Here is a 19,492-nt window from a genome sequence, read left to right on the forward strand (position 1 = left end):
ACCGAGCTCCAGCACCGAGCGCACTTGCGCGCTGGGGGCATGCAAGCGGGCGTGGTTCCACGAGGCTACGCTGATGCTGGAGGCAATTGCTTGGCGCTGTGCCTCCAGGTGGCTGATGCTGTCGCTGCTTTCTGTGGCATCGATGCGGTGAAAGCGGATGGGGCTGTGTGCATAGCTGGGCAGCTCATTGCGCGCATCAAAAATGACCAGCCGGTGGCGAGAGGGGGCTTGTGGCGCATCGCCTGTGCTTGCCTGCTCCTGCTCGTGTTCAAAGCGCAAGCTCAGGCCTTCATCGGCCAGCAGGCGCAGCACGAAGTCAAGGTCGCTCTCGTGGTACTGCACGCGTGTGGGATAGGGCTTGAAGGCTTGCTGGGCCTGTATCTGAAAGCAGGCGTTGGGGTAATCGGCAAAAATGTCCGCCAGGATGTCTGGCAGCGTTTGCTGACCCCAGACATAGCTGTCACGGCGCTGCGCAAGTGCCGCAAGCCAGGGCCTCAGATACAGCCGGTGGCAGGCAAGGCCGCCGTCGCCGCCCAGGGCATCGCAACCTGTCAGCATGCCGTGCCAGGCCCGATAGCTGCCATCGGCTTTAAGCACGCGCAGTGTCAGCTCCTGGCCAATGAGGGTGCCCGGGTCAAAACCTGCATCGGCGCACAGGGTGTCAATCTCGAATGCAAACAGTGCATTGATGCCTTCGCGACCACTCATGCGCTCGACAACCAGAGCCGGAGCTTGTGCACCATCAGGCAGCTGCAGCTGCAGCAATCGAGCGTGCTGGCGGGGCAGTGTGGCGCTAAGGTTGCTGTGGCTCCATAAGGTCTCGGTGATGCTGGGCATGGGCGATCTGAATCAGGCTAGGGAAGGGTGATCGTCAGGTTGGCCTGCCGGGGGCCAAGCTGGATGATGTTCTGGTAGGTAGAAAGCGTGTCACGTGAGGTAGTGCCAAGGTGCGTTGACAAGCCAACGAAGGTGGCGAGGCCAATCAGCGAAAACACGGCTGCAACCACCCATTGAGGTGCTTCGCGTTTGAGAGCGTGGGAAATCAGATCAGGTAGCTGCCAATGTGGGGCGAAAGGTGCACGCTGACCCTTGATGCTGGTGATTTCATCGCCCAGGCGTGCGCTGAGGTAGGCGAGTTTTTCCTGACCATCAAGCATGTACTTGCCTTGAAAGCCAAGCAGGAGGCACATATGGAAGACTTCCATGGCTTGGACGCGTGGCGCTCCAAGCGTGCGCTGTTCTTCCAGCAGGTTGAAGAAATTTTCTCCGGCTAGCTGCTCGCCAAACAATGCCAACTGTAGTGGGCGACGCTCCCAGTCAGCATGTATGGGTGCCTCTGGGTTGGTCAGTATGAACTCGTCAACACTCGCACAGAACGCGTATTTTGCTGCGTATATCTCTTCGGCGCTGACACCTGCTTTGCGCGCATTGCGTTCAAAATCACTCAAGTAGCGCTGTATTTCTTGAAAAAAAGCGTCTGCTTGTGCAGGCGTGTTCTTGTTCTTGAGCAAGAACAGCATCACAAGCCCGTCATAAAGCAGGTCAAGCAAGCTGGTGGGGCCTTGACGAGACTCTCCTGATCGTGATGGTGCTAGCCCTGGGGGCAGTCCTGCAATGAGTGAGGGTGGTGCTTTGGTGTTCATGATGTAACAGCAATGAGTTCGATCTGGAGATCAGGAATACCGTTTGGCGTGTAGATGGCCACGCTTTGTGCTTGAAGCATGCGTTCGTAAAGCGGGCTGCGGGCGTCAAGCAAGAAGTAGCAAGCTCCAGGCTGAACTGGGATGGCTGGCGGTACTTGTGGCGCGTAGCTCAGTCGGACCCCTGGCATGGCCGAAAGTACGAGTTTGTCGACGTCATCTGGCGCACCCAGCTTGAGGCGCATCGGGATGGCCTCCAGCAATTCAGCACTTGGCATGCTTGCTTTGGCACTGAGATAGAACGCTGTCTTGCTGTCGATTTTTCCGGAGTCCAAATGGCCCACATGAAAGGAGCGGCGCGTTTCGGTCAGGGTGATAGCGAAATAGCGTGTCGAAATCACTGTGTCCAGCAGGTCGCGCAGGAGCACGTCGAGCGCAGCAAAACCGGGCCCAGGGTTGTCATGGTCGTAAGTGGGAAGGTCGGCCAAGGTGTGTGCCTTGGTGAAGGTCATCAAGCTTCCTGCCAGTGACAGCAGCTCTTGGAAGAGGCGCTCCGGATGCAGCGCAGGCTGGCGAAACAGGTGTGAGAGTGAAGCAAATGCTGCATTGGCGGTGTGTAGCAACCAGAACGACGCTATGTCTCCTGAGCGGAACTCGATGATGTTCTTGCTCGGCTCTCGGTGATAGCCATAAAGCGAATTGACTTTAGCCTGCAGCATGTCAAGCAGTCTTCGCAATTGCTGGTAGATCACCGGACTGGCTTCAATCGATGCAGTGGGAGGAACAAAGGAGGTGTCAAATTCGAAGCCACCGGAGGTGCTGCGCCGGATTCGTACAACGGGTAGCGTTATGAGTTGGTCGCGAGGCTCGCTATCTGCAATCAGACGTACGTTTTTGCGAAGGTAGATGACTTCAGCATTGATGGCATTGGTGAAGAGGTCGCTGCAGTTCGTCGGCTCATTGAAATAGCGCGTCATGGCCGTTTCGTTTGGGCTTGCGCGTTGTCCGCTGCTGTTGTTACCAAGTTCTTTGGTGGGAGGGAGGGCGAGATAGAAGGTGAATTCAGCCTGATCGGGAGGCAGAGATTCCAGCGCAATTGCAGGTGGGAGCCTGTCGGCTCCTGGCGCAGAATATGGCTCGCCATCCGGGAAAATGACGGACAGCTGCGTGGCGCGCAGCATGCCGCTTGCAAGCGCATCAAGATCAAAGGAAATCGAGCGCACGCCTCGATAATATGGGTGTAGAGAAAGCGCCGTATGGTGTAGACGAGACTCGTGATATGCGTCTTGTCTCTGAAAATGTTGGGGGCGCAAAAAAAGGCCTTCTCCCCAAAGAATTTTTGATGTGTAGCTCACGTTTGGAAAAATTACGCTGTGAAATATTTCACGAGGTTGAAGGACATTTGACTGAAAGAAGGCTTTTCCAGTCTGTGTTGGCCTGCAATTTTTGATTTGGAGATTGCGAAGCCTGGATGCTACCGCGGGTTGCAGTCATCGCACAAGAATGAATGCCGACTAATATTCCAGTCTTCTCTGATTTCTCCGCATCAAAAATAATTCGCCAACGCTGCGGTGACGGTGAATAAAAAAGAGTGACGATGCCAACGTATTTTGCCTGTCGTGGAACTTTTGTTATCACATCGTAGCTTTGGCCAGGAGACAGTGTGACCTCTTCCACTGCTACCAAATTATTTGCAAGTAATTCACGATCTTTGTCAGGTTGAATGAAGGCGTCATAAGGAGCAAGCCAGAAGGCGTTGGCGTCTTTGAGGTGATAGATGCGTACAACAACAGCCTGTGCTCTTTGTTTTTCATCGGAGTTGAGGTTGTTGCCCGCCTGTATCTGTAGCGGTATAGGGCGCGGGGGCTTCTGTTCCTCCGGGACTTCGGTTTGGGCGATGCCCATGATCTTTAGTGCAGCACTCCCAACAGCCGCTACAGGGGTCGAGCAACCTGTGAGCAAGGCAGTGGAGATGGAAGCAATTGTTAACAAGTGTGCTGTTTTTTTCATGGTTTGTATTTAGTCGCCGCGGCAAATCGCACTTTTGAATTAATCGATTTTATAAAGCACTCCAGTGCTTCCGGCTATCTATTGCTTCTGCTGGATCCTTATATTGGGATAGATCAATTTTTTCTAATTTCATTGAAATATAACGGTGCAAAAATCTTGATTTCAGTCAATTTCGACACAGAGAGCCTGCCATATTGGCTTTCTTGGATGCTTGCTAAATTAAATTAACAATATGTAAGGGATTTAGACTGAATTTATTTGTTAATCAAGGTTAAATATTTTTGATGCTGGGCAATTATTTTGTCTAAATATTGTTTCTATATGTTTTTTTGTGAATGTATTGCAACAAAAGAAGAGAGTCTCATATGTTAGATTCCTTCCTGTTCACGCTTGAGCTGCTGATGTTTAATCAAGTATTTAATCTGCGCCGAATTTCTTTCTTTAATTTGAAAGGCGATTCTTGCTGAATGGTTGATTATTTTTTTTCAGCGCAAATCAAGATAGCAAGCGTTCTTTTATTTGGTAAGTGGTGAGATTAAATTTATGTTGAAGCTGAAAATTTCCTGCGTAGCTCCAGTCTTGCTTTGTGCTGGTCTTTTGAGTGGCTGTGCAACGACATCCATTGATGGATCCAATTCGGCAGACCAGATTTATGCACAGAGGATGTCCGATGCAGATGAGTTGATGACGACCGGCAAGCGTGACGCGGCCATTCTGGCCTACGAAAAAATTGCGGCTGATAACCCAACACAGGGCGCACCATGGGCAAAGGTCGCTCAGATTCATTTTGAACAAGGCCACTACAGCCAGGCCATCGTCGCTGCTGAGGAGACGCTGCGACGTGATCCTGCCAATCGCGAAGCAAAGAGCGTGACTGCGGTTGGGGGACTGAGACTGGCTGTTCGCTCATTGGAAGAGTTGCGCAATGACGCTGAACTGGCCGGAGATGCCAAGACAGACGCTGTGAAACTTGCACTGATGTTGCGCGAGACCTTGGGGCAGCCCGTATTGGAGCCAGCCAAGAAGAAAGCACCTGTTCGCCGTAGCCCAGTTCAACGTGCACCTGCTGCTCCAAAACCTCAGCCAGCTGCTGCGCCAAAGCCTACTGGTAATCCGTTTGGCAACTTGCAGTAATTGCATGTTTTGCAACTGACGGTCTAACTAGGGTAAGCCTGCATTCTTGAAGAGATCTATATGGCAACTAAAAAACAAAGCATTCAAAAGCGACTGCAAAAAGTTCGCCCCCCTCGGGTGCAACTGACTTACGACGTTGAGCTGGGTGACGCGATTGAGAAGAAGGAGTTGCCTTTTGTGGTGGGGGTAGTGGCCGACTTGGCGGGGCAGTCCGAAAAAGATTTGCCCAAGCTTAAAGAGCGCAACTTCGTCAACATTGATAGAGACAACATTGATGATGTGATGAAAGGAATTGCACCTCGCGTTGCGTTCAAGGTCCAGAACAAGCTTGATGAGTCGTTGGGTGGATCCATAGCTGTGGATCTGTCTTTCAACTCCATGGACGATTTTTCGCCTGAAGCGGTGGTGTCACAGGTTGAGCCTTTGCGCAAGCTGCTCGAGGCTCGCTCCAAGCTGGCGGATCTTCGTAATAAGTTGGCGGGTAATGACAAGCTTGAAGAGCTTTTGGCTGATGTCTTGAGCAATACAGAGGCGTTGCAGACGCTGAGTTCTTCCAAGAAGCAAGGTGAGTGAGGAAAAATTATGAGCAACCAGACTGTTGCAGCCGCTCAGCCTCAGGTGGAGTCCGTCGCAGAAATCGATATGCTCGATCAGATTGTCGAGCAAAGTAAAGTTGCCAAATCTGATGCAGAGCATGCACGTGCCCGGGATATTGTGAGTGAGTTAGTGGCACAGGTGCTTGATGGCAATGTGCTGGTGTCCGACAACTTATCGGCGACCCTTGATGCACGTGTTGCAGAGCTTGATCAACTCATTTCTGATCAGCTCAGCGCTGTCATGCATGCACCTGAATTCCAGAAAATGGAAAGCACATGGAGAGGGTTGGACTATCTGTGCAAGGAGTCCAATACCGGTGCCATGCTCAAAATCCGTGTGATGCATGCTACCAAGCGTGATCTGGTTCGAGACTTCAAATCAGCCATCGAGTTTGACCAAAGCGCGATGTTCAAAAAAGTCTACGAAGAGGAGTTCGGCACATTTGGTGGAGCGCCTTTTGGAACATTGATTGGTGATTACGAGATCACGCGCCAGCCAGAGGATATGTACTTCTTGGAGCAGATGTCGCACGTTGCCGCGGCTTGCCATGCTCCGTTTATTTCTTCTGCTTCGCCTGAATTATTGGGCTTGGAAAGCTTTGCCGACCTGGGGCGTCCTCGTGATATGGCGAAGGTGCTTGATACGGTTGAATACACAAAGTGGAAGTCATTCCGGGAATCTGAGGACTCGCGCTATGTGGGCCTGACTCTCCCGCGTTACTTGGGGCGGTTGCCATACGATCCCAAGCAAGGGACTGTGGTGGATAGCTTCAACTTCGTGGAAGACGTTGATGGCACAGACCATTCCAAATACCTCTGGTGCAATGCTGCTTGGGCGTTTGCCACGCGTTTGACCGCTGCATTTGACGATTTTGGTTGGTGTGCGGCAATCCGTGGTGTGGAAGGTGGGGGCTTGGTTGAGGATCTACCTACACATACCTTCAAGACCGATCAAGGGGAAGTGGCTCTGAAGTGCCCGACAGAGATAGCTATTACTGACCGCCGGGAAAAGGAGCTCAGCGATCTTGGTTTTATTCCGCTGGTTCATTGCAAGAACACAGACTACGCGGCATTTTTTGGCGCGCAATCTGTGCAGAAGCCCAAGAAATACAACACGGACAGTGCAAACGCCAATGCGGTGCTGTCTGCCCAGTTGCAATACATCTTCTCAGTCTCGCGTGTTGCTCACTATTTGAAAGCAATGATGCGCGACAAGATCGGTAGCTTTGCTTCTGCCCAGAACGTGGAGAGCTTTCTCAATAGATGGGTTTCTCAATACGTTCTGCTAGACGACAACGCAACCCAGGAGCAAAAAGCGCAATTGCCTTTGCGTGAGGCATCTATTCAGGTCATGGAGGTGCCAGGAAAACCTGGTGTCTATCGCTCCGTTGCATTCCTGCGTCCCCACTTCCAGCTTGACGAATTGTCGATTTCCTTGCGACTCGTAGCTGATCTGCCAAAGGCAGCTGGCTGATTCTCGGTTGCTATTTGCGCGTAAGTGCGCGTGGCCTTTTTCCCCGGCAAGTTCCACTCATGGACCCTGCCTTTCCTCGAGCGTTTGTTTGTTTTTTTGTTGATTAGGAGATATGCATGAAGGACATCTACGTTAAGTTCAGTGGCCCCAATATCAATGGGGAATCGCAGGACAAGGACCACAAGGACTGGATTGAAGTCGATTCGTGGTCACACAAGATTGTGCAGCCTCGATCTGCCACGGCTTCGACCTCTGGTGGTCACACCGCCGAACGTTGTGAGCATGGTGAAATGGTCTTCACAAAGGCTTTGGACGTTGTCAGTCCTTTGCTTTATCAGCACGCTTCCGGTGGTACCACGTTTGACGAGGTTGCTATCGAGTTCTACCGTGCTGACGGTGAAGGCAAGCGCGTACGCTATCTGGACATCAAACTCAAGTATGTCTTGATCGCCAGTGTGACCCCCTTGGTGAAGACGGAAGGCGTACCTACCGAGGACTTCTCGCTGAAGTATGCGGCTGTGCAGTGGACTTACACACAGCAGAAAATCGGTGGTAACCAAAGCGGTAACTCCAAGGGCGCATGGAGTCTCACTAAAAACGATAAGACTTACACAGTCTAAATCGCTACAACCTGGGGTCAGTGCAGCCAGACCAGTCAAGTGCTGTCGTTGCTGCATTGAAGTCCCAGGTTTTTTTATGGCAGGGATGTTGCGAACATGAATGGTTTCGAACCCGGACTATTCGATAAGCTTTTTGTTGATGAAGTGAACTCACCTTCAGCAGTCCTTAGGAGGATGTCGGTAGAGGAGATGAAAGTCGTAGTGGCTCGAGATCTGGAGTCTTTGCTCAACAGCCGGATTAGCTTGGGGGAGGACGACTTTGAGCTGTACCCGCAATGTCGGTTATCGATTCTGACGTATGGAGTCGCAGATTTTGCGGGTATGAGTCTGGCCAACTATTACGACCGCATCAACATTTGCAAGTCCTTGCAAAACGCTATCGCTCGTCATGAGACTCGTTTGTGCCAGGTAGAGGTTTCTTTGGTTGGTACGAAAAGCGCAGTAAGCAGTGTTTTGTGCTTCAACATCTCTGCCTTGTTGCAGCTGCCTGGAATGCGCGAACCGGTCAACTTTGATGCCATGTTGCAGCCAACCACTCTCCAGTATTCGGTTTCCAAGGCTAGGCCTAAACCTAAGCCTGCAGGCCATTGAAGCACAGGCAATTAATACCTCATTTTTAGATGCAAGACCTGTTGCCTTTTTATGAACGTGAACTGGCGTTCTTGCGCAAGCAATCACAAGTCTTCGCAGCCAATTACCCGAAGATCGCAGCTCGTCTCACACTATCGCAAGATGGGAGTGAGGATCCGCATGTCGAGAGGTTGATTCAGTCGTTTGCCTTGCTGAGTGCCCGTATCAGCAAGAAACTTGATGATGACTATCCAGAGTTTACGGAAGCATTGCTCGATGCACTGTATCCACAGTACTTAAAACCTTTTCCAAGTTGTTCCATTGCGCAGTTTGGACTACCACCTGATGTGAGTGCGAGTCAGCCCTCGTTGGTGCCTCGACACACTGAGTTGCTTTCGCATGCGGTTCAAGGTGTGCCTTGCCGATTTCGTACAGCGTATGACGTCGTACTGTCGTCGTTGAAGGTGACACATGCCCGCTTCCAGCCGCTTGCTGTAGGGGCAGGTAATGTAGTTTTGCCCAGACATGCGACTTCATGCCTTTCCTTGACCATTGGTGCCGGTGAGAGCAGTTGGACAGTGGCCAAGCAGGATAGTTTGCGCGTCTTTGTGGATGCAGAGACATCCATGGCGTCTTTGCTTATGGACGCATTGCTAGGCAATATTTGTGCTGCTTATGTTGAGGCAGACGCCAGTGGTCGGTGGAGTGAACTGGAGCATGTGCCATTGCGTCCCGTAGGCTTTGGTGAAGATGAATTGCTAGTGCCCCAGTCAAGTCGCAGCCATCCCGCGTTGGGCCTGCTGGCAGAGCATTTCGCATTTCCTGAAAAGTTCTATTTTTTTGACATCGATATTGCGGCACTGCGCCGTTGCCTGCCCAGTGGTAAGGTTGTGACGCTGCACTTGGCTCTGCAAGGCTTGCGTGTTGGTTCTCATGCATCCGAAATGTTGCAAGAAACTTCTGCGAAGCATTTCCAGACGGGCTGTACACCGGTGGTTAACCTTTTCGAGAGGCCTGGCGATCCTATTCGCTTGTCGCATACCACTAGCGCCTATCCGGTGGTGGTGGATGGTCGCAGTGCCTCCGCTTTTGAGGTCTACAGCATTGACAGTGTCCAGTTGGTTCGTCAGACCGTGCAGGGCGATTGTGTGGTGCAGTTTCAGCCGTTTTACTCACTCAAGCACGGTCAGACGCCACAGCGTGATGCGCATTACTGGCTGTCACGACGCAATACCGAGGTGGCCGGGCGCAGCCCGGGCTATGAGACGGAGATCTCCCTGTTTGACGCAGACTTCAATGCGATGGATTTTCAGAGTGAAACACTCAGTTTGATGGTGACTTGCACCAATCGGGATTTACCGACGATTTTGTCATTTGGTCAGTCTGACGGCGATCTATTTTTAGAGGGCAACTCCCAGTCCGGCCGCATCAAGTTGTTGCGTCGACCAACGGCCACCTTGAGGCAGCAGCGCGGAAAGAGTATGCATTGGCGCTTGGTTTCGCACCTTGCGTTGAGCCACCAGTCTTTGGTTGATGGAGATGCTTCGGCGTTGCGTGAGCTACTGTATCTGTATGACTGGAGGCGATCGTCTGTCTCCATTCAGCAAATTGAAAGCCTGGTTGATATCGCGCATAGGCAGAGCCTGCAGTGGTTGCCGGGACAACCTTTTGCCACCTTTGTACGTGGCATCGAGGTGATTTTGCGCATTGATGAATCACGATTCGTCGGCAGTAGCTTGCAGGTATTTGTGGCGGTGCTGGATCGCTTTTTCGGGCTTTACGTCAACTTAAATAGTTTTACGCAGTTGGTCGTGCTTTCGGCCCAGCAAGAAGAAAAGGAATTGGCGCGATGCAAACCTCGCAGCGGCGACTCCACGCTTCTGTAGCGCAACGGCTGCACAAGCAGTTCTATCGCTTTGAGTTTTTCCAGGCGCTGGTGTTGCTGGAGAAGTTGTTGAAGCGCCAGGGAGTGTCGGCGCGTGATCTGGCAGACAAGATCAGCTTTTCCAATTCCACATCTTTGAGTTTCCCCCCTAGTGAGATTGAGGCATTGCTGATCTATGACGAACAGGGGAAAAGGCTGGATGCGCAAACGGATTGGCACAACGTCCGTATCGGCCATGTTCAGATTACACCTGCCTTTTTTAGCCTGCTTGGCGCCCATGGGGCATTGCCTTCTGCTTATACAGAGCAGCTATTGCGGCGCCAGCAAGAAAGCAAGCAGCGCGTGGCCACGGCATTTCTGGATATTTTTGTTCAGCGAGCCGTGCACCATTTTTATCGGGCCTGGCGTAAATATCGGCTTGCTATAGGCGATGAGCAGCAGCAACGACGTGATTACCTTCAGGCACTGATTTGGTTAGGCGGTGGAGGGCGAAAGCTCGAAGATTCAGCACAGCCTTATGCAAGCGATGGTGTGTTTGATGAGACCTTGGGGCTTTATGCGGAAGCGACAAGGCAACGCCCTTTATCAGCAGCTTATTTGCAGCGGGTTTTGTGTGAGCATTTTGATTGCCCTATCCGAATCGAGCAGTTCGTGGGCAAGTGGTACCAAGTTCCTGCGCATCAGTGCACATCTCTGGGCTCAACCAATGCAGTGCTCGGACACACAGCTTTGGTTGGGCAAAGTGTTTGGCAGCGCGATTTGCGGCTGCGGTTGTGGGTTGGTCCTTTGGACAGGCGTGCTTTTGATGCTTTTTATCTAGGACAGTCCCATGCGCGTGCGTTGTCCCGGATGCTTAAAGCGTTGGCAGGTGTGACCTATGAGTATGAGGTGCGCCTGATTCTTGATCGGAAGGCAATTGGCCCGGTTTTGTTGACGGCGCAAGGCGATGCACGCCTCGGTTGGAATTGCTTTTTGTGTGATGAAGCTGGTAGCGCTGTCGATCGTAGCGATGCCATGTATGAGTTGGAACTGCTGGCATGAGCCGTACAGATAAACAGTGCCGTGCTTGCAGCAGATATGTAATGAAAGGACAGGCGAATGCAATGCCAGGCAGTGATTTTTTCTCGGAGCGATAAGCAAAAGAAACACCCGGGTTGTGCAAGTCAGTTTGTCTCATGCCTTTGACAAGACAAGTGCTTTGTTCCAGCCAGTTTCCCATGATTAGATGACTTCGCATACCTATGACCACATCGTTAAAGACCCTGATTACCAAGCTGAACGGCGTTTCTCGCCTTGCAACACAACGTGCCGCTAATATTTGTATGGCGCAAGGACATTACGAGGTGGATCTCGAGCACTTGTTCCTTGCTTTGCTCGAGCATGCTGATAGTGATTTTGCAACCATCCTCAAGTCTTCTGGTGTCAGTGCCAGTGGGTTGCGAGCTGACCTGGAACATGAGTTGGCAGGATTCAAGAATGGGAATACGCGTACACCAGTGTTTTCTCAATACCTGCAAAAGTTGCTTCAGCATGCGTGGCTTCTGGCATCACTTGATGAAGGTGCAGCGCAGATACGTTCGGGCCATTTGTTGCTGGCATTGTTGACGGAGTCTGATCTGGCCCAATTGGCGCTACGTGGCTCTACGCGATTTGCCCAGATTAGCAAAGAGGATCTCAAGCATCGGTTTCATGAGCTCACGCGCGGTTCAAGTGAAGTCCAAGATGCGAGTCATGTGGATTCACCAGTGAGCTCTGGAGTCGTGGATACAGCGTCTGCTGTGCATACGCCAGCGCTGGATCAATATACCAACGACCTTACAGCGCATGCGCGCGATGGCAAGCTTGACCCAGTGATTGGGCGGGACCCGGAGATCCGCCAAATGATTGATGTGTTGATGCGCCGAAGACAGAACAATCCCATCCTTACCGGCGAAGCTGGAGTGGGTAAGACGGCAGTGGTTGAAGGCCTCGCACTTCGTATTGTTGCAGGGGATGTGCCAGAGCCACTGCGTAATGTGTCATTGCGCGTACTTGACCTGGGATTGCTGCAGGCCGGTGCTAGCGTGAAAGGAGAGTTTGAAAATCGACTCAAGGGTGTGATTGATGAAGTCAAAAAGAGCCCGACACCCATTATTTTGTTCATCGATGAAGCACATACCATGATTGGTGCAGGCGGAGCTGCTGGGCAAAGTGATGCAGCAAATTTGCTGAAACCACCTTTGGCGCGCGGTGAGTTGAGAACGATTGCCGCAACGACTTGGGCGGAGTACAAAAAGTATTTTGAAAAAGATGTTGCTCTGGCGAGGCGCTTTCAAGTTGTCAAAGTCGATGAGCCAAGCGAAGAGCTGGCGGCAGCCATGCTGCGCGGCATGGTGTCATTGATGTCCAAGCACTTTGGGATCACTGTGATGGACGAGGCAGTGACAGAGGCCGTGAGGTTGTCCAACCGCTACATCACTGGACGCCAGTTGCCAGACAAGGCGGTGAGCGTGTTGGATACTGCATGTGCCCGTGTGGCATTGGGGCAAAGTGCAACGCCAGCGCAGATAGATGATGGCCGGAAATTGATGAGCCGTCTGCAGCAAGAAATTCAGGCGTTGCAAGCCGATATGCAGCGTGCCGGAGAAACTCTTAAGTCTGTTCAGCGGCTGGATGAATTGACGCAACGATTGCAGCTTGCACAAGATCAATTGGCGCAGGATGAAAGCCGCCTGGCAAGTGAACAAGTGCTGGTTCAGCGCATTCAGACCTTGCGTGCGGCAATGGCACAGTCCGCCCCCACGACCAGCCAAGATAGGTCGGAGTTGCACGAGGCTTTGCAGCAATTGCGCACACTTCAAGGCGAAAGTGGCATCGTGCCGTTGCAGGTTGATGGCCATGTGGTGGCTGAAATTGTTTCTTCTTGGACAGGCATTCCTTTGGGGCGCATGGTCAAAGACGAAATCAGAACTGTGCGTGGACTGGCCCCGCTGCTGGCAGAAAGAGTCATTGGCCAAGATCATGCACTTGAAGCAGTAGCTCAGCGTGTACGTACTGCCAGTGCAAGGTTGGAAGACCCTAACAAGCCACGTGGCGTCTTCATGTTTGTGGGTCCTTCGGGAGTGGGTAAAACGGAGACCGCATTGGCGCTGGCCGATATCTTGTATGGCGGAGAAAAGAAGCTTGTCACCATCAATATGAGTGAGTACCAGGAGGCACACAGTGTCTCTGGCCTAAAGGGCTCACCCCCTGGTTATGTCGGCTATGGCGAAGGCGGCGTCCTAACAGAGGCTGTCCGCCGTAATCCCTATAGCGTGGTGTTGCTGGACGAGGTGGAAAAAGCACACCCTGATGTGCTGGAAATGTTTTTCCAAGTCTTTGACAAAGGGGAAATGGATGACGCAGAAGGCCGTTCCATTGATTTCCGGAACACGCTCATCATCCTGACTTCCAATGTGGGCTCAACGCAGATCATGCAGACCTGTCTGAACAAGCCAGCGCAGGAGCTGCCTGAGCCTGATGCTCTGGTTGAAACTCTGAGGCCGGTGCTCTTCAAGCATTTCAAGCCAGCGTTTTTGGGGCGAATGAAAGTCGTTCCGTATTACCCCATCAGTGATGATGTGCTTGAAGGCATCATCAAGCTCAAGCTTGGCCGTATTCGCGATCGTGTGCAAAGCAGCCACAGCGCACGTTTTGAGTGGACAGAGGCTGTTGTGGACACCATCTTGGCCCGTTGCACCGAGGTGGATTCTGGTGCCCGCAATGTCGATCACATCATTAACGGCACCTTGCTACCCGCAGTAGCTGGCGCTGTGCTTGATCGCATGGTGGATGGCCAAGCGATTGCTCGCGTTAAAGTGACTGCAAGCAAGGGCGGCGACTTCAAATACAAGGTGGAGTAAAGGCTTTGAGCTGGGATACGGATGCCTTATTACCTTGAGAAACCAGGAGCTGGGCAGCGCTTGGTCTTGGTAATGAGTAATAAAAATAGGGAGCGAAGGCGCGCACCGTCTGCATGCAGTTGCTGACAGTGCAAAGGGCCTGTCGCTTCCTCTCTTCTCGGGACATTGCGTTGCGGGTAAATCTGTTTGGCAATGTCTCGTGGTATGCAGGCGGCGCTGTGTACTGGTGACCGCCTGAACTTTCCCAGCTGCCAGTACAGTTTCTGACTGGTATCACCCAGCCCATGCGGCTGGTGCTCGACGCCTTTTAGACAGCCATAGGGGCAGAGATGTGGGGGTGGTGTTGATACCCCTCAAGCGCAAAGTCAGAAGGCTCCATTTTTTCCAACCATTCAGGCTCATATTTACCGGTGAGCGCATAGTCAGGAATGCGATCTGAAAGGACGAGCTGAGGCAAGGGGTAGGGCTCGCGCGTCAGTTGCTCCTTGAGCATGTCGACGTGGTTTTCATAGATATGTGCGTCACCGATGAAGTAGGTGAACCATCTCGGTTTGTAGCCTGTCAAGCGCCCGACAAGATGCAGCAGCGCAGCTCCTTCTGCCACATTGAAGGGTGTGCCAAGCCCCACATCGTTGGATCGAAGATATAAGCAAAGCGAGATTTCTTTCTTCTCTTTGTTGACGAGGAATTGGTAGAGAAGATGACATGGAGGCAGTGCCATCTCATCAAGCTGAGCCCAGTTCCAGCCGTGAAAGAGAATACGGCGGCTGCCCGGATCTTTGATGATGGTGTCAAGACATTGGCGGAGCTGGTCAACGGCTTTGTACAACAGCATGCCAGACGGTCTTCCATCGGCTCCTTCCAGAATGCCGATTTGTTGAAAGCCGCGTGTGATGGCGTCTGCAATCTGGGCATGGCCTTGAGGTTGCGCGGGGTCAATGAGCTTGTATGCAGGCCACTCACGCCACTGAACCCCGTATACAGGACCCAGATCATCTTCCCGCAGCCTGTAAGGGTTGGCCAACCATTGCGCATTTTCGTTTGCGTTCTGGTCCCATACCTTGCAACCTAGTGCACGAAAATCTGCAGCGCTGCGCGATGCACGCAGAAACCCGGCCAATTCGCCCATGACAGACTTGAACGCCAGCTTCTTCGTAGTGATGGCAGGAAAACCTTCCTGCAAGTCAAATCGAAGCATTGCACCCGGGATGCTGAGGGTGCGTACGCCCGTGCGGTTGTCTTGCCAACTGCCGTTGTCAAAGATGTTCTGTACGAGGTCAAGATACTGTTTCATGGGCCAATGTGACAAATTGAGAGGGGAATCGTATAGCAAGCTCGGCAAGAAGCGGTGTGATGTCCTTGGATGGCCCCGACCCAGACTTGACCACTACGGTCTCTGGTACTTCCTAAGCCTCAATGTTCGTGGATTCAGGAGGCACTTTTGCTTACACGGTGTGCCTAGAGATGGCGCATAAAGTCATCATATTGACGCAACAAATGAATGAGAAAAAACTGTGCCGGATGAGCACAGGCAATCTGCCATCGGGCGCGGTGGGGTGCTTGCCTTCTGGATGGATTGTTCACGCTGGATATGCGACGTCGGCGGACAGACATCGAATTGGTTTGTTTTAACAATGCGCGTATTCTTATTGTGAGATCTGCGAAAAATGTGTGCACTTTGGTGCATGAAGTGATGTTTTAAATGTGCTTGTGAGCATCTAACGTGGGAGAGAGCCTATGAAACGTTTACTCAGTCCTTGGCATGCCTTGGCTGTTTTGACCGCAGCAGGTGTTTTGGCTGCCTGTGAGCCTGCGCCGCCTACTCCGAGGGCTAGCTCTGCGGCGGGGGGGAATGTGCAATCAGCACCGCCAGCCGAAGCAAATACCGATGCAGTGCAGGGCTTGGGAAGTGACGCAGCGCTTGTTGCAGAAAGTGCGCAGAAAGCGGATGCCTTGCCTAGCCATGATCAGCCTGGCAGCAATGCTTCTCCCCTTGGGGAACTCAAGCAGTATCTGGGCTCCTACCCCAGCGATAGCAATGTCAGCTTTTTGGAGCAGGGTGTGCTGGCCGAGCGGCTCAAGCATTTGATGGGCAAGGAGTACCCAACTTTGTTGTCAAACCTGCGCACCGTCAGCCCGCTGACTGAAGAGGCGGGGCGTTGGTTCATCACGGGCAACAGACCCCATGAAGGTGGTACCGAAGCTGCGGCTGTGGTGGTGGACGCAGCGCAAAATGCAGTGCGTGTGTGGATGTTGCATGAAGGCAAAGTCTCGGAGTACCAAGACCCCAGTCATATCAATGTACCCTGGCCCAAAGATGTGCAGACCATGGTGGACAACCAAAAAAGCCTACCCAAAGGTTGAGGACTCGATCCAAACAACAAAAAACGCCACGACATTGCGTGGCGTTTTTGTTTGGCGGCTGTAGAGAGTTCAAGCTCTGAGAATACAGCCAGGGTTCATGATGCCTTGCGGATCGAGTGCCTGCTTGATGGCGCGCATCATGCCCAGTGCTACGGGTGATTTGTAGTGCTCCAGCTTGTCGGCCTTGAGTGCGCCAACGCCGTGCTCGGCGGAGAATGAACCTCCAAATTTGGCGACAGCGTCATAGACCAAATCATTGACCAGGCCTTCTTTCTCCTGCAGAAAGGCTTTTCCATCCTGACCTTCTGGTACTTGTACGTTGTAATGCAGATTTCCATCACCAAGGTGGCCAAAGTTCACCAAACGAACACCTGGAATCTTGCTGTAAAGCACTGCATCAGTGTGCTCCACAAAGGCGGGAATTCTGGACGCTTGAATGGAAATGTCGTGCTTGATGTTCAGGCCTTCTTCGGCTTGAGCCAGCGGAATGCTCTCGCGAATGTGCCACAGATCGTGCGCCTGGGACATGCTCTCGGCCACCACGGCATCCAGCACGCAGCCGTCTTCAAACGCCAGTTCCAACAGATATTCAAAGCGCGCGCGGGCATGGGCTTCGGATTCGTTGTCGGAGTTTTCCAGCAAAACGCAATAAGGGGCATCGGCCAGATCGGCAAATGGCACGCGCAATTGCGGCATGTGTTTGACAACGAGTGAGAGCGCAAATTGGCCCATCACTTCAAAACCTGTCAGGCCTGCAGAGAGGTGCTGGTGGGCCAGCCCCAGCAAGCGCACGGCGGCGTCCATGTTTGGGACTGCTGCAAAGGCCGTGAGTTGTGCCACAGGTTTCGGAAATAGCTTCATGGTGGCAGCGGTGATGATGCCCAGCGTGCCTTCGCTGCCAATAAACAAGTCGCGCAGATCGTAGCCTGTGTTGTCTTTGCGCAGGCCTGTCAATCCTTCCCAGATATCGCCTTGCGGGGTGACCACTTCCAGACCCAGACACAGCTCACGCGTGTTGCCGTAACGCAGCACCTGCGTGCCGCCAGCGTTGGTGCCCAGGTTGCCACCCAGTGTGCAACTGCCTTCCGCTGCCAGCGACAGCGGAAAGAGAAATCCAGCTTTGTCTGCAGCTTCTTGCAAGGTTTGCAAGATGACGCCAGCTTCCACTGTGACCGTGAGGTTGTCGGGATCCAAACTGCGTATGCTGTTCATGCGTTGCAGGCTGAGAACCACCTGCTGTCCAGAGTTGTTTGGTGTGGAGCCGACCGACAGCCCTGTATTGCCGCCTTGGGGCACGATGGAGATGCCGGCCGCAGCGCAGGCTTTGACTACGGAGGCCACTTCGGCGGTGCTGGCCGGGCGTACCACGGCCAAGGCTTTGCCATGCACACGTTTTCGCCAGTCCTGTTCGTAGGCGCTCAAGTCGCCGTCGGTCAGCACATGGCTGTCGCCCACAATGCCGCGCAAGGTGGTGATGAAATGCTTGCTATCCATCGAGGTTCTCAGAATGGTGTGAAAGGGAAATTCAGGTCTGCTGAGTTGCTGTTTTTGCAGCTTTCTGGCGCAGACGCACATGCAGCGTACACGCGACAAAAAGCAGCAGGCACAAGGCAATTTCCAGCATGGCCAGGTAGTTACCGGGGGCTTGGTCGCTCCATGCGCGTACCACCCCTTCGGTGAAATAAAGCCAGACCACCAGACTGACCCAGCGGTAGGTATACATGCGGCGCTTGAGCAGGCCCGCGAGCGGAATACACAGGGGCAGTGCCTTGAGCACCAGCCAAGAGCCTCCGGGACGCAGCGGTGCCAGCCATAGCTCCCAGGCTACGCTGAGGACAATCAGGCCAAGCAGGCTGCCAACGGCCAGCCATCGGGTGGCAGCCACATCGCTGCCTGGAAGGTTGTTGCTTGCAGAATTCATTGGGATGGCATCATACGGCCCATGCCACTGACCTTCCATCGAGCGCGACAGCGCGCGCGTCAATTTAAAGAAACGCTCAAGTCTTTTCCATGGCGCAATACATTGCACACTCTGAAAATGCGCTTCGGAGAGGACCAGCTCGGCTTGACGGCCAGCAGTCTGACTTTCACCACATTGCTGGCGTTGGTGCCATTTTTTACAGTATTGCTCTCGGTATTCACGGCTTTTCCGAGCTTTGGACGTTTGCAACAGACGCTGCAACGCTGGCTGGTGGAGAGTTTGATTCCTGTAGAGATTGCTGAGCAGGTGATGGACTATCTGATGCAATTTGCCAGCAAGGCGAGCCAGCTTGGTATCGTGGGTCTGGCCTTTTTGCTGCTTACGGTGGTGAGTCTGATTTTGACCATGGACAAAACGCTCAATCACATCTGGCGTGTGCAGCGCATGCGTCCACTGGGTCAGCGGCTGTTGATTTACTGGGGTGTGATCACCTTTGGCCCTTTGCTGATGGGCCTGAGCATCGCCACCACCTCGTATGTGTTGTCTGCATCCCGAGGGTTGGTGGCTGGCTTGCCTGAAGGCTTGCAGATGGGCTTTAACTCTTTGGAGTTTTTGCTGCTGTCTGCAGCCATGGCTGCGCTCTATCACTTTGTGCCCAATACACCAGTCAAATGGCGGCATGCGTGGGCGGGGGGGCTGTTTGTTGCGGCTGGCATGGCATTGGCCAAGACTGTGCTGGGGCTGTATCTGTCGACGGTGCCTACGTACTCGGCCATTTACGGCACGTTCGCGACGCTGCCTATTTTGCTGATCTGGATTTACACCTGCTGGGTCATCTTTTTGCTGGGAGCCGTAGTTGCGGCGTATATGCCCAGTTTGTTGGTGGGTACGGGCCGTGACTTGCGCCGAACCGGCTGGAAGATGGAGCTGGCTTTAGAAACCATTGCCGCCCTGGAGCCGCTGCGCACGCAAGCGCAACGCGGCCTGCCTTCCATGGCGCTGGCCAAACGGTTGCGGGTGGATCGCTTGCAACTGGAGCCTGCGTTGAGCGCGTTGACCACTATTCGCTGGGTGGGGGCTATGCCTGATACAGGTACCGCTTACCTGGAAGAAGGGGAGCCACGTTATGTCTTGTTGGCAGACCCCGATCACACGCTGCTAGCGCCGTTGATTGAGCATATGTTGCTGACCCATACGCCAACTACAGAGCAGCTGTGGCAAAGCGCAGGCTGGGAGCATTGTCTGTTGCGTGACGCCCTGCCAAAGCTGCCGGGCACAGAGTCCCCAGCGGGAGAAGACAGCACTGCTGCAAGTTTGAATGTACCGCGTTAAAATATTAATGTTTTAAGGTTTTTACCCTTGATAGGTAAGAACTTTATGCTTCTATTTTTGAAGGT

At 53.0% G+C, this 19,492-nt stretch carries 17 protein-coding genes; 10 read left to right on the forward strand and 7 right to left on the reverse strand.

Annotated features, from left to right (window positions below; all coding sequences use genetic code 11):
- The 4 genes from QEP11_RS12905 to tssJ form a co-directional block, all read right to left on the reverse strand.
- The coding region (locus QEP11_RS12905) for a type VI secretion system Vgr family protein (protein ID WP_284337062.1) at positions 1-837 on the reverse strand (837 nt) is incomplete at its 3' end.
- Between the two features lie 17 nt (positions 838-854).
- Positions 855-1,643, reverse strand: coding sequence for a type IVB secretion system protein IcmH/DotU (gene icmH, locus QEP11_RS12910; RefSeq protein WP_284337063.1), 789 nt, complete (start codon positions 1,641-1,643; stop codon positions 855-857).
- Positions 1,640-2,995 (reverse strand): type VI secretion system baseplate subunit TssK, encoded by a 1,356-nt coding sequence (tssK, locus tag QEP11_RS12915; RefSeq protein ID WP_284337064.1) that lies wholly within the window; start codon positions 2,993-2,995, stop codon positions 1,640-1,642. The genes icmH and tssK overlap by 4 nt, the downstream gene beginning before the upstream one ends.
- A gap of 28 nt (positions 2,996-3,023) precedes the next feature.
- Positions 3,024-3,650 carry a type VI secretion system lipoprotein TssJ gene (gene tssJ, locus QEP11_RS12920; protein ID WP_284337065.1) on the reverse strand — a complete coding sequence of 209 codons (627 nt, stop codon included), beginning with the start codon at positions 3,648-3,650 and terminating at the stop codon, positions 3,024-3,026.
- Positions 3,651-4,313: 663 nt separating this feature from the next.
- Here tssJ and QEP11_RS12925 point away from each other — a divergent pair.
- From QEP11_RS12925 to tssH, 8 genes are all read left to right on the forward strand, one after another.
- Positions 4,314-4,784 carry a tetratricopeptide repeat protein gene (locus QEP11_RS12925; protein WP_284337066.1) on the forward strand — a complete coding sequence of 157 codons (471 nt, stop codon included), beginning with the start codon at positions 4,314-4,316 and terminating at the stop codon, positions 4,782-4,784.
- A 60-nt stretch (positions 4,785-4,844) separates the two neighbouring features.
- Positions 4,845-5,357, forward strand: a complete 513-nt coding sequence (gene tssB / locus QEP11_RS12930) for a type VI secretion system contractile sheath small subunit (protein WP_284337067.1) — start codon at positions 4,845-4,847, stop codon at positions 5,355-5,357.
- A 9-nt stretch (positions 5,358-5,366) separates the two neighbouring features.
- Positions 5,367-6,854 (forward strand): type VI secretion system contractile sheath large subunit, encoded by a 1,488-nt coding sequence (tssC, locus tag QEP11_RS12935; protein WP_284337068.1) that lies wholly within the window; start codon positions 5,367-5,369, stop codon positions 6,852-6,854.
- A gap of 116 nt (positions 6,855-6,970) precedes the next feature.
- Positions 6,971-7,474, forward strand: coding sequence for an Hcp family type VI secretion system effector (locus QEP11_RS12940; protein ID WP_284337069.1), 504 nt, complete (start codon positions 6,971-6,973; stop codon positions 7,472-7,474).
- A 96-nt stretch (positions 7,475-7,570) separates the two neighbouring features.
- The gene (gene tssE / locus QEP11_RS12945) at positions 7,571-8,065 is read left to right on the forward strand and encodes a type VI secretion system baseplate subunit TssE (RefSeq protein ID WP_284337070.1); all 495 of its coding nucleotides are present in this window, start codon (positions 7,571-7,573) and stop codon (positions 8,063-8,065) included.
- Between the two features lie 29 nt (positions 8,066-8,094).
- The gene (gene tssF / locus QEP11_RS12950; RefSeq protein ID WP_284337071.1) at positions 8,095-9,930 is read left to right on the forward strand and encodes a type VI secretion system baseplate subunit TssF; all 1,836 of its coding nucleotides are present in this window, start codon (positions 8,095-8,097) and stop codon (positions 9,928-9,930) included.
- Positions 9,894-10,970, forward strand: a complete 1,077-nt coding sequence (gene tssG / locus QEP11_RS12955) for a type VI secretion system baseplate subunit TssG (RefSeq protein ID WP_284337072.1) — start codon at positions 9,894-9,896, stop codon at positions 10,968-10,970. The genes tssF and tssG overlap by 37 nt, the downstream gene beginning before the upstream one ends.
- A 200-nt stretch (positions 10,971-11,170) precedes the next feature.
- The gene (gene tssH, locus QEP11_RS12960) at positions 11,171-13,810 is read left to right on the forward strand and encodes a type VI secretion system ATPase TssH (RefSeq protein WP_284337073.1); all 2,640 of its coding nucleotides are present in this window, start codon (positions 11,171-11,173) and stop codon (positions 13,808-13,810) included.
- A gap of 307 nt (positions 13,811-14,117) precedes the next feature.
- Here tssH and QEP11_RS12965 read toward each other — a convergent pair whose 3' ends face one another.
- Positions 14,118-15,104 (reverse strand): thymidylate synthase, encoded by a 987-nt coding sequence (locus QEP11_RS12965; protein WP_284337074.1) that lies wholly within the window; start codon positions 15,102-15,104, stop codon positions 14,118-14,120.
- 443 nt (positions 15,105-15,547) lie between these two features.
- Between QEP11_RS12965 and QEP11_RS12970 the strand changes: the two genes are divergently transcribed.
- A complete protein-coding gene (locus QEP11_RS12970; protein WP_284337075.1) occupies positions 15,548-16,174 on the forward strand; it encodes a hypothetical protein in 627 nt (208 codons plus the stop codon).
- 69 nt (positions 16,175-16,243) lie between these two features.
- Here QEP11_RS12970 and QEP11_RS12975 read toward each other — a convergent pair whose 3' ends face one another.
- Positions 16,244-17,668, reverse strand: coding sequence for an FAD-binding oxidoreductase (locus QEP11_RS12975; protein ID WP_284337076.1), 1,425 nt, complete (start codon positions 17,666-17,668; stop codon positions 16,244-16,246).
- Between the two features lie 31 nt (positions 17,669-17,699).
- Complete coding sequence (locus QEP11_RS12980; RefSeq protein WP_284337077.1) at positions 17,700-18,095, reverse strand: DUF2069 domain-containing protein; 396 nt, start codon at positions 18,093-18,095, stop codon at positions 17,700-17,702.
- 117 nt (positions 18,096-18,212) lie between these two features.
- On the opposite strand from QEP11_RS12980, the gene QEP11_RS12985 reads away from it, so the two are divergent.
- Positions 18,213-19,427 (forward strand): YhjD/YihY/BrkB family envelope integrity protein, encoded by a 1,215-nt coding sequence (locus QEP11_RS12985; protein ID WP_284337078.1) that lies wholly within the window; start codon positions 18,213-18,215, stop codon positions 19,425-19,427.
- The last annotated feature ends 65 nt before the right edge of the window (positions 19,428-19,492 follow it).

It is taken from the genome of Comamonas halotolerans (genome assembly GCF_030162935.1).
Taxonomy (GTDB): Bacteria; Pseudomonadota; Gammaproteobacteria; order Burkholderiales; family Burkholderiaceae_C; genus Comamonas; species Comamonas halotolerans.

Bases quoted from the DNA above. Each gene is read 5' to 3' on its own strand.
- tssJ (WP_284337065.1), bottom strand. From the start codon at position 3,650: ATGAAAAAAACAGCACACTTGTTAACAATTGCTTCCATCTCCACTGCC.
- QEP11_RS12970 (WP_284337075.1), top strand. From the start codon at position 15,548: ATGAAACGTTTACTCAGTCCTTGGCATGCCTTGGCTGTTTTGACCGCA.
- QEP11_RS12975 (WP_284337076.1), bottom strand. From the start codon at position 17,668: ATGGATAGCAAGCATTTCATCACCACCTTGCGCGGCATTGTGGGCGAC.
- tssC (WP_284337068.1), top strand. From the start codon at position 5,367: ATGAGCAACCAGACTGTTGCAGCCGCTCAGCCTCAGGTGGAGTCCGTC.
- tssB (WP_284337067.1), top strand. From the start codon at position 4,845: ATGGCAACTAAAAAACAAAGCATTCAAAAGCGACTGCAAAAAGTTCGC.
- QEP11_RS12980 (WP_284337077.1), bottom strand. From the start codon at position 18,095: ATGAATTCTGCAAGCAACAACCTTCCAGGCAGCGATGTGGCTGCCACC.
- QEP11_RS12965 (WP_284337074.1), bottom strand. From the start codon at position 15,104: ATGAAACAGTATCTTGACCTCGTACAGAACATCTTTGACAACGGCAGT.
- tssG (WP_284337072.1), top strand. From the start codon at position 9,894: ATGCAAACCTCGCAGCGGCGACTCCACGCTTCTGTAGCGCAACGGCTG.
- QEP11_RS12985 (WP_284337078.1), top strand. From the start codon at position 18,213: ATGCGCTTCGGAGAGGACCAGCTCGGCTTGACGGCCAGCAGTCTGACT.
- QEP11_RS12940 (WP_284337069.1), top strand. From the start codon at position 6,971: ATGAAGGACATCTACGTTAAGTTCAGTGGCCCCAATATCAATGGGGAA.
- tssE (WP_284337070.1), top strand. From the start codon at position 7,571: ATGAATGGTTTCGAACCCGGACTATTCGATAAGCTTTTTGTTGATGAA.
- QEP11_RS12925 (WP_284337066.1), top strand. From the start codon at position 4,314: ATGTCCGATGCAGATGAGTTGATGACGACCGGCAAGCGTGACGCGGCC.
- tssF (WP_284337071.1), top strand. From the start codon at position 8,095: ATGCAAGACCTGTTGCCTTTTTATGAACGTGAACTGGCGTTCTTGCGC.
- icmH (WP_284337063.1), bottom strand. From the start codon at position 1,643: ATGAACACCAAAGCACCACCCTCACTCATTGCAGGACTGCCCCCAGGG.
- tssH (WP_284337073.1), top strand. From the start codon at position 11,171: ATGACCACATCGTTAAAGACCCTGATTACCAAGCTGAACGGCGTTTCT.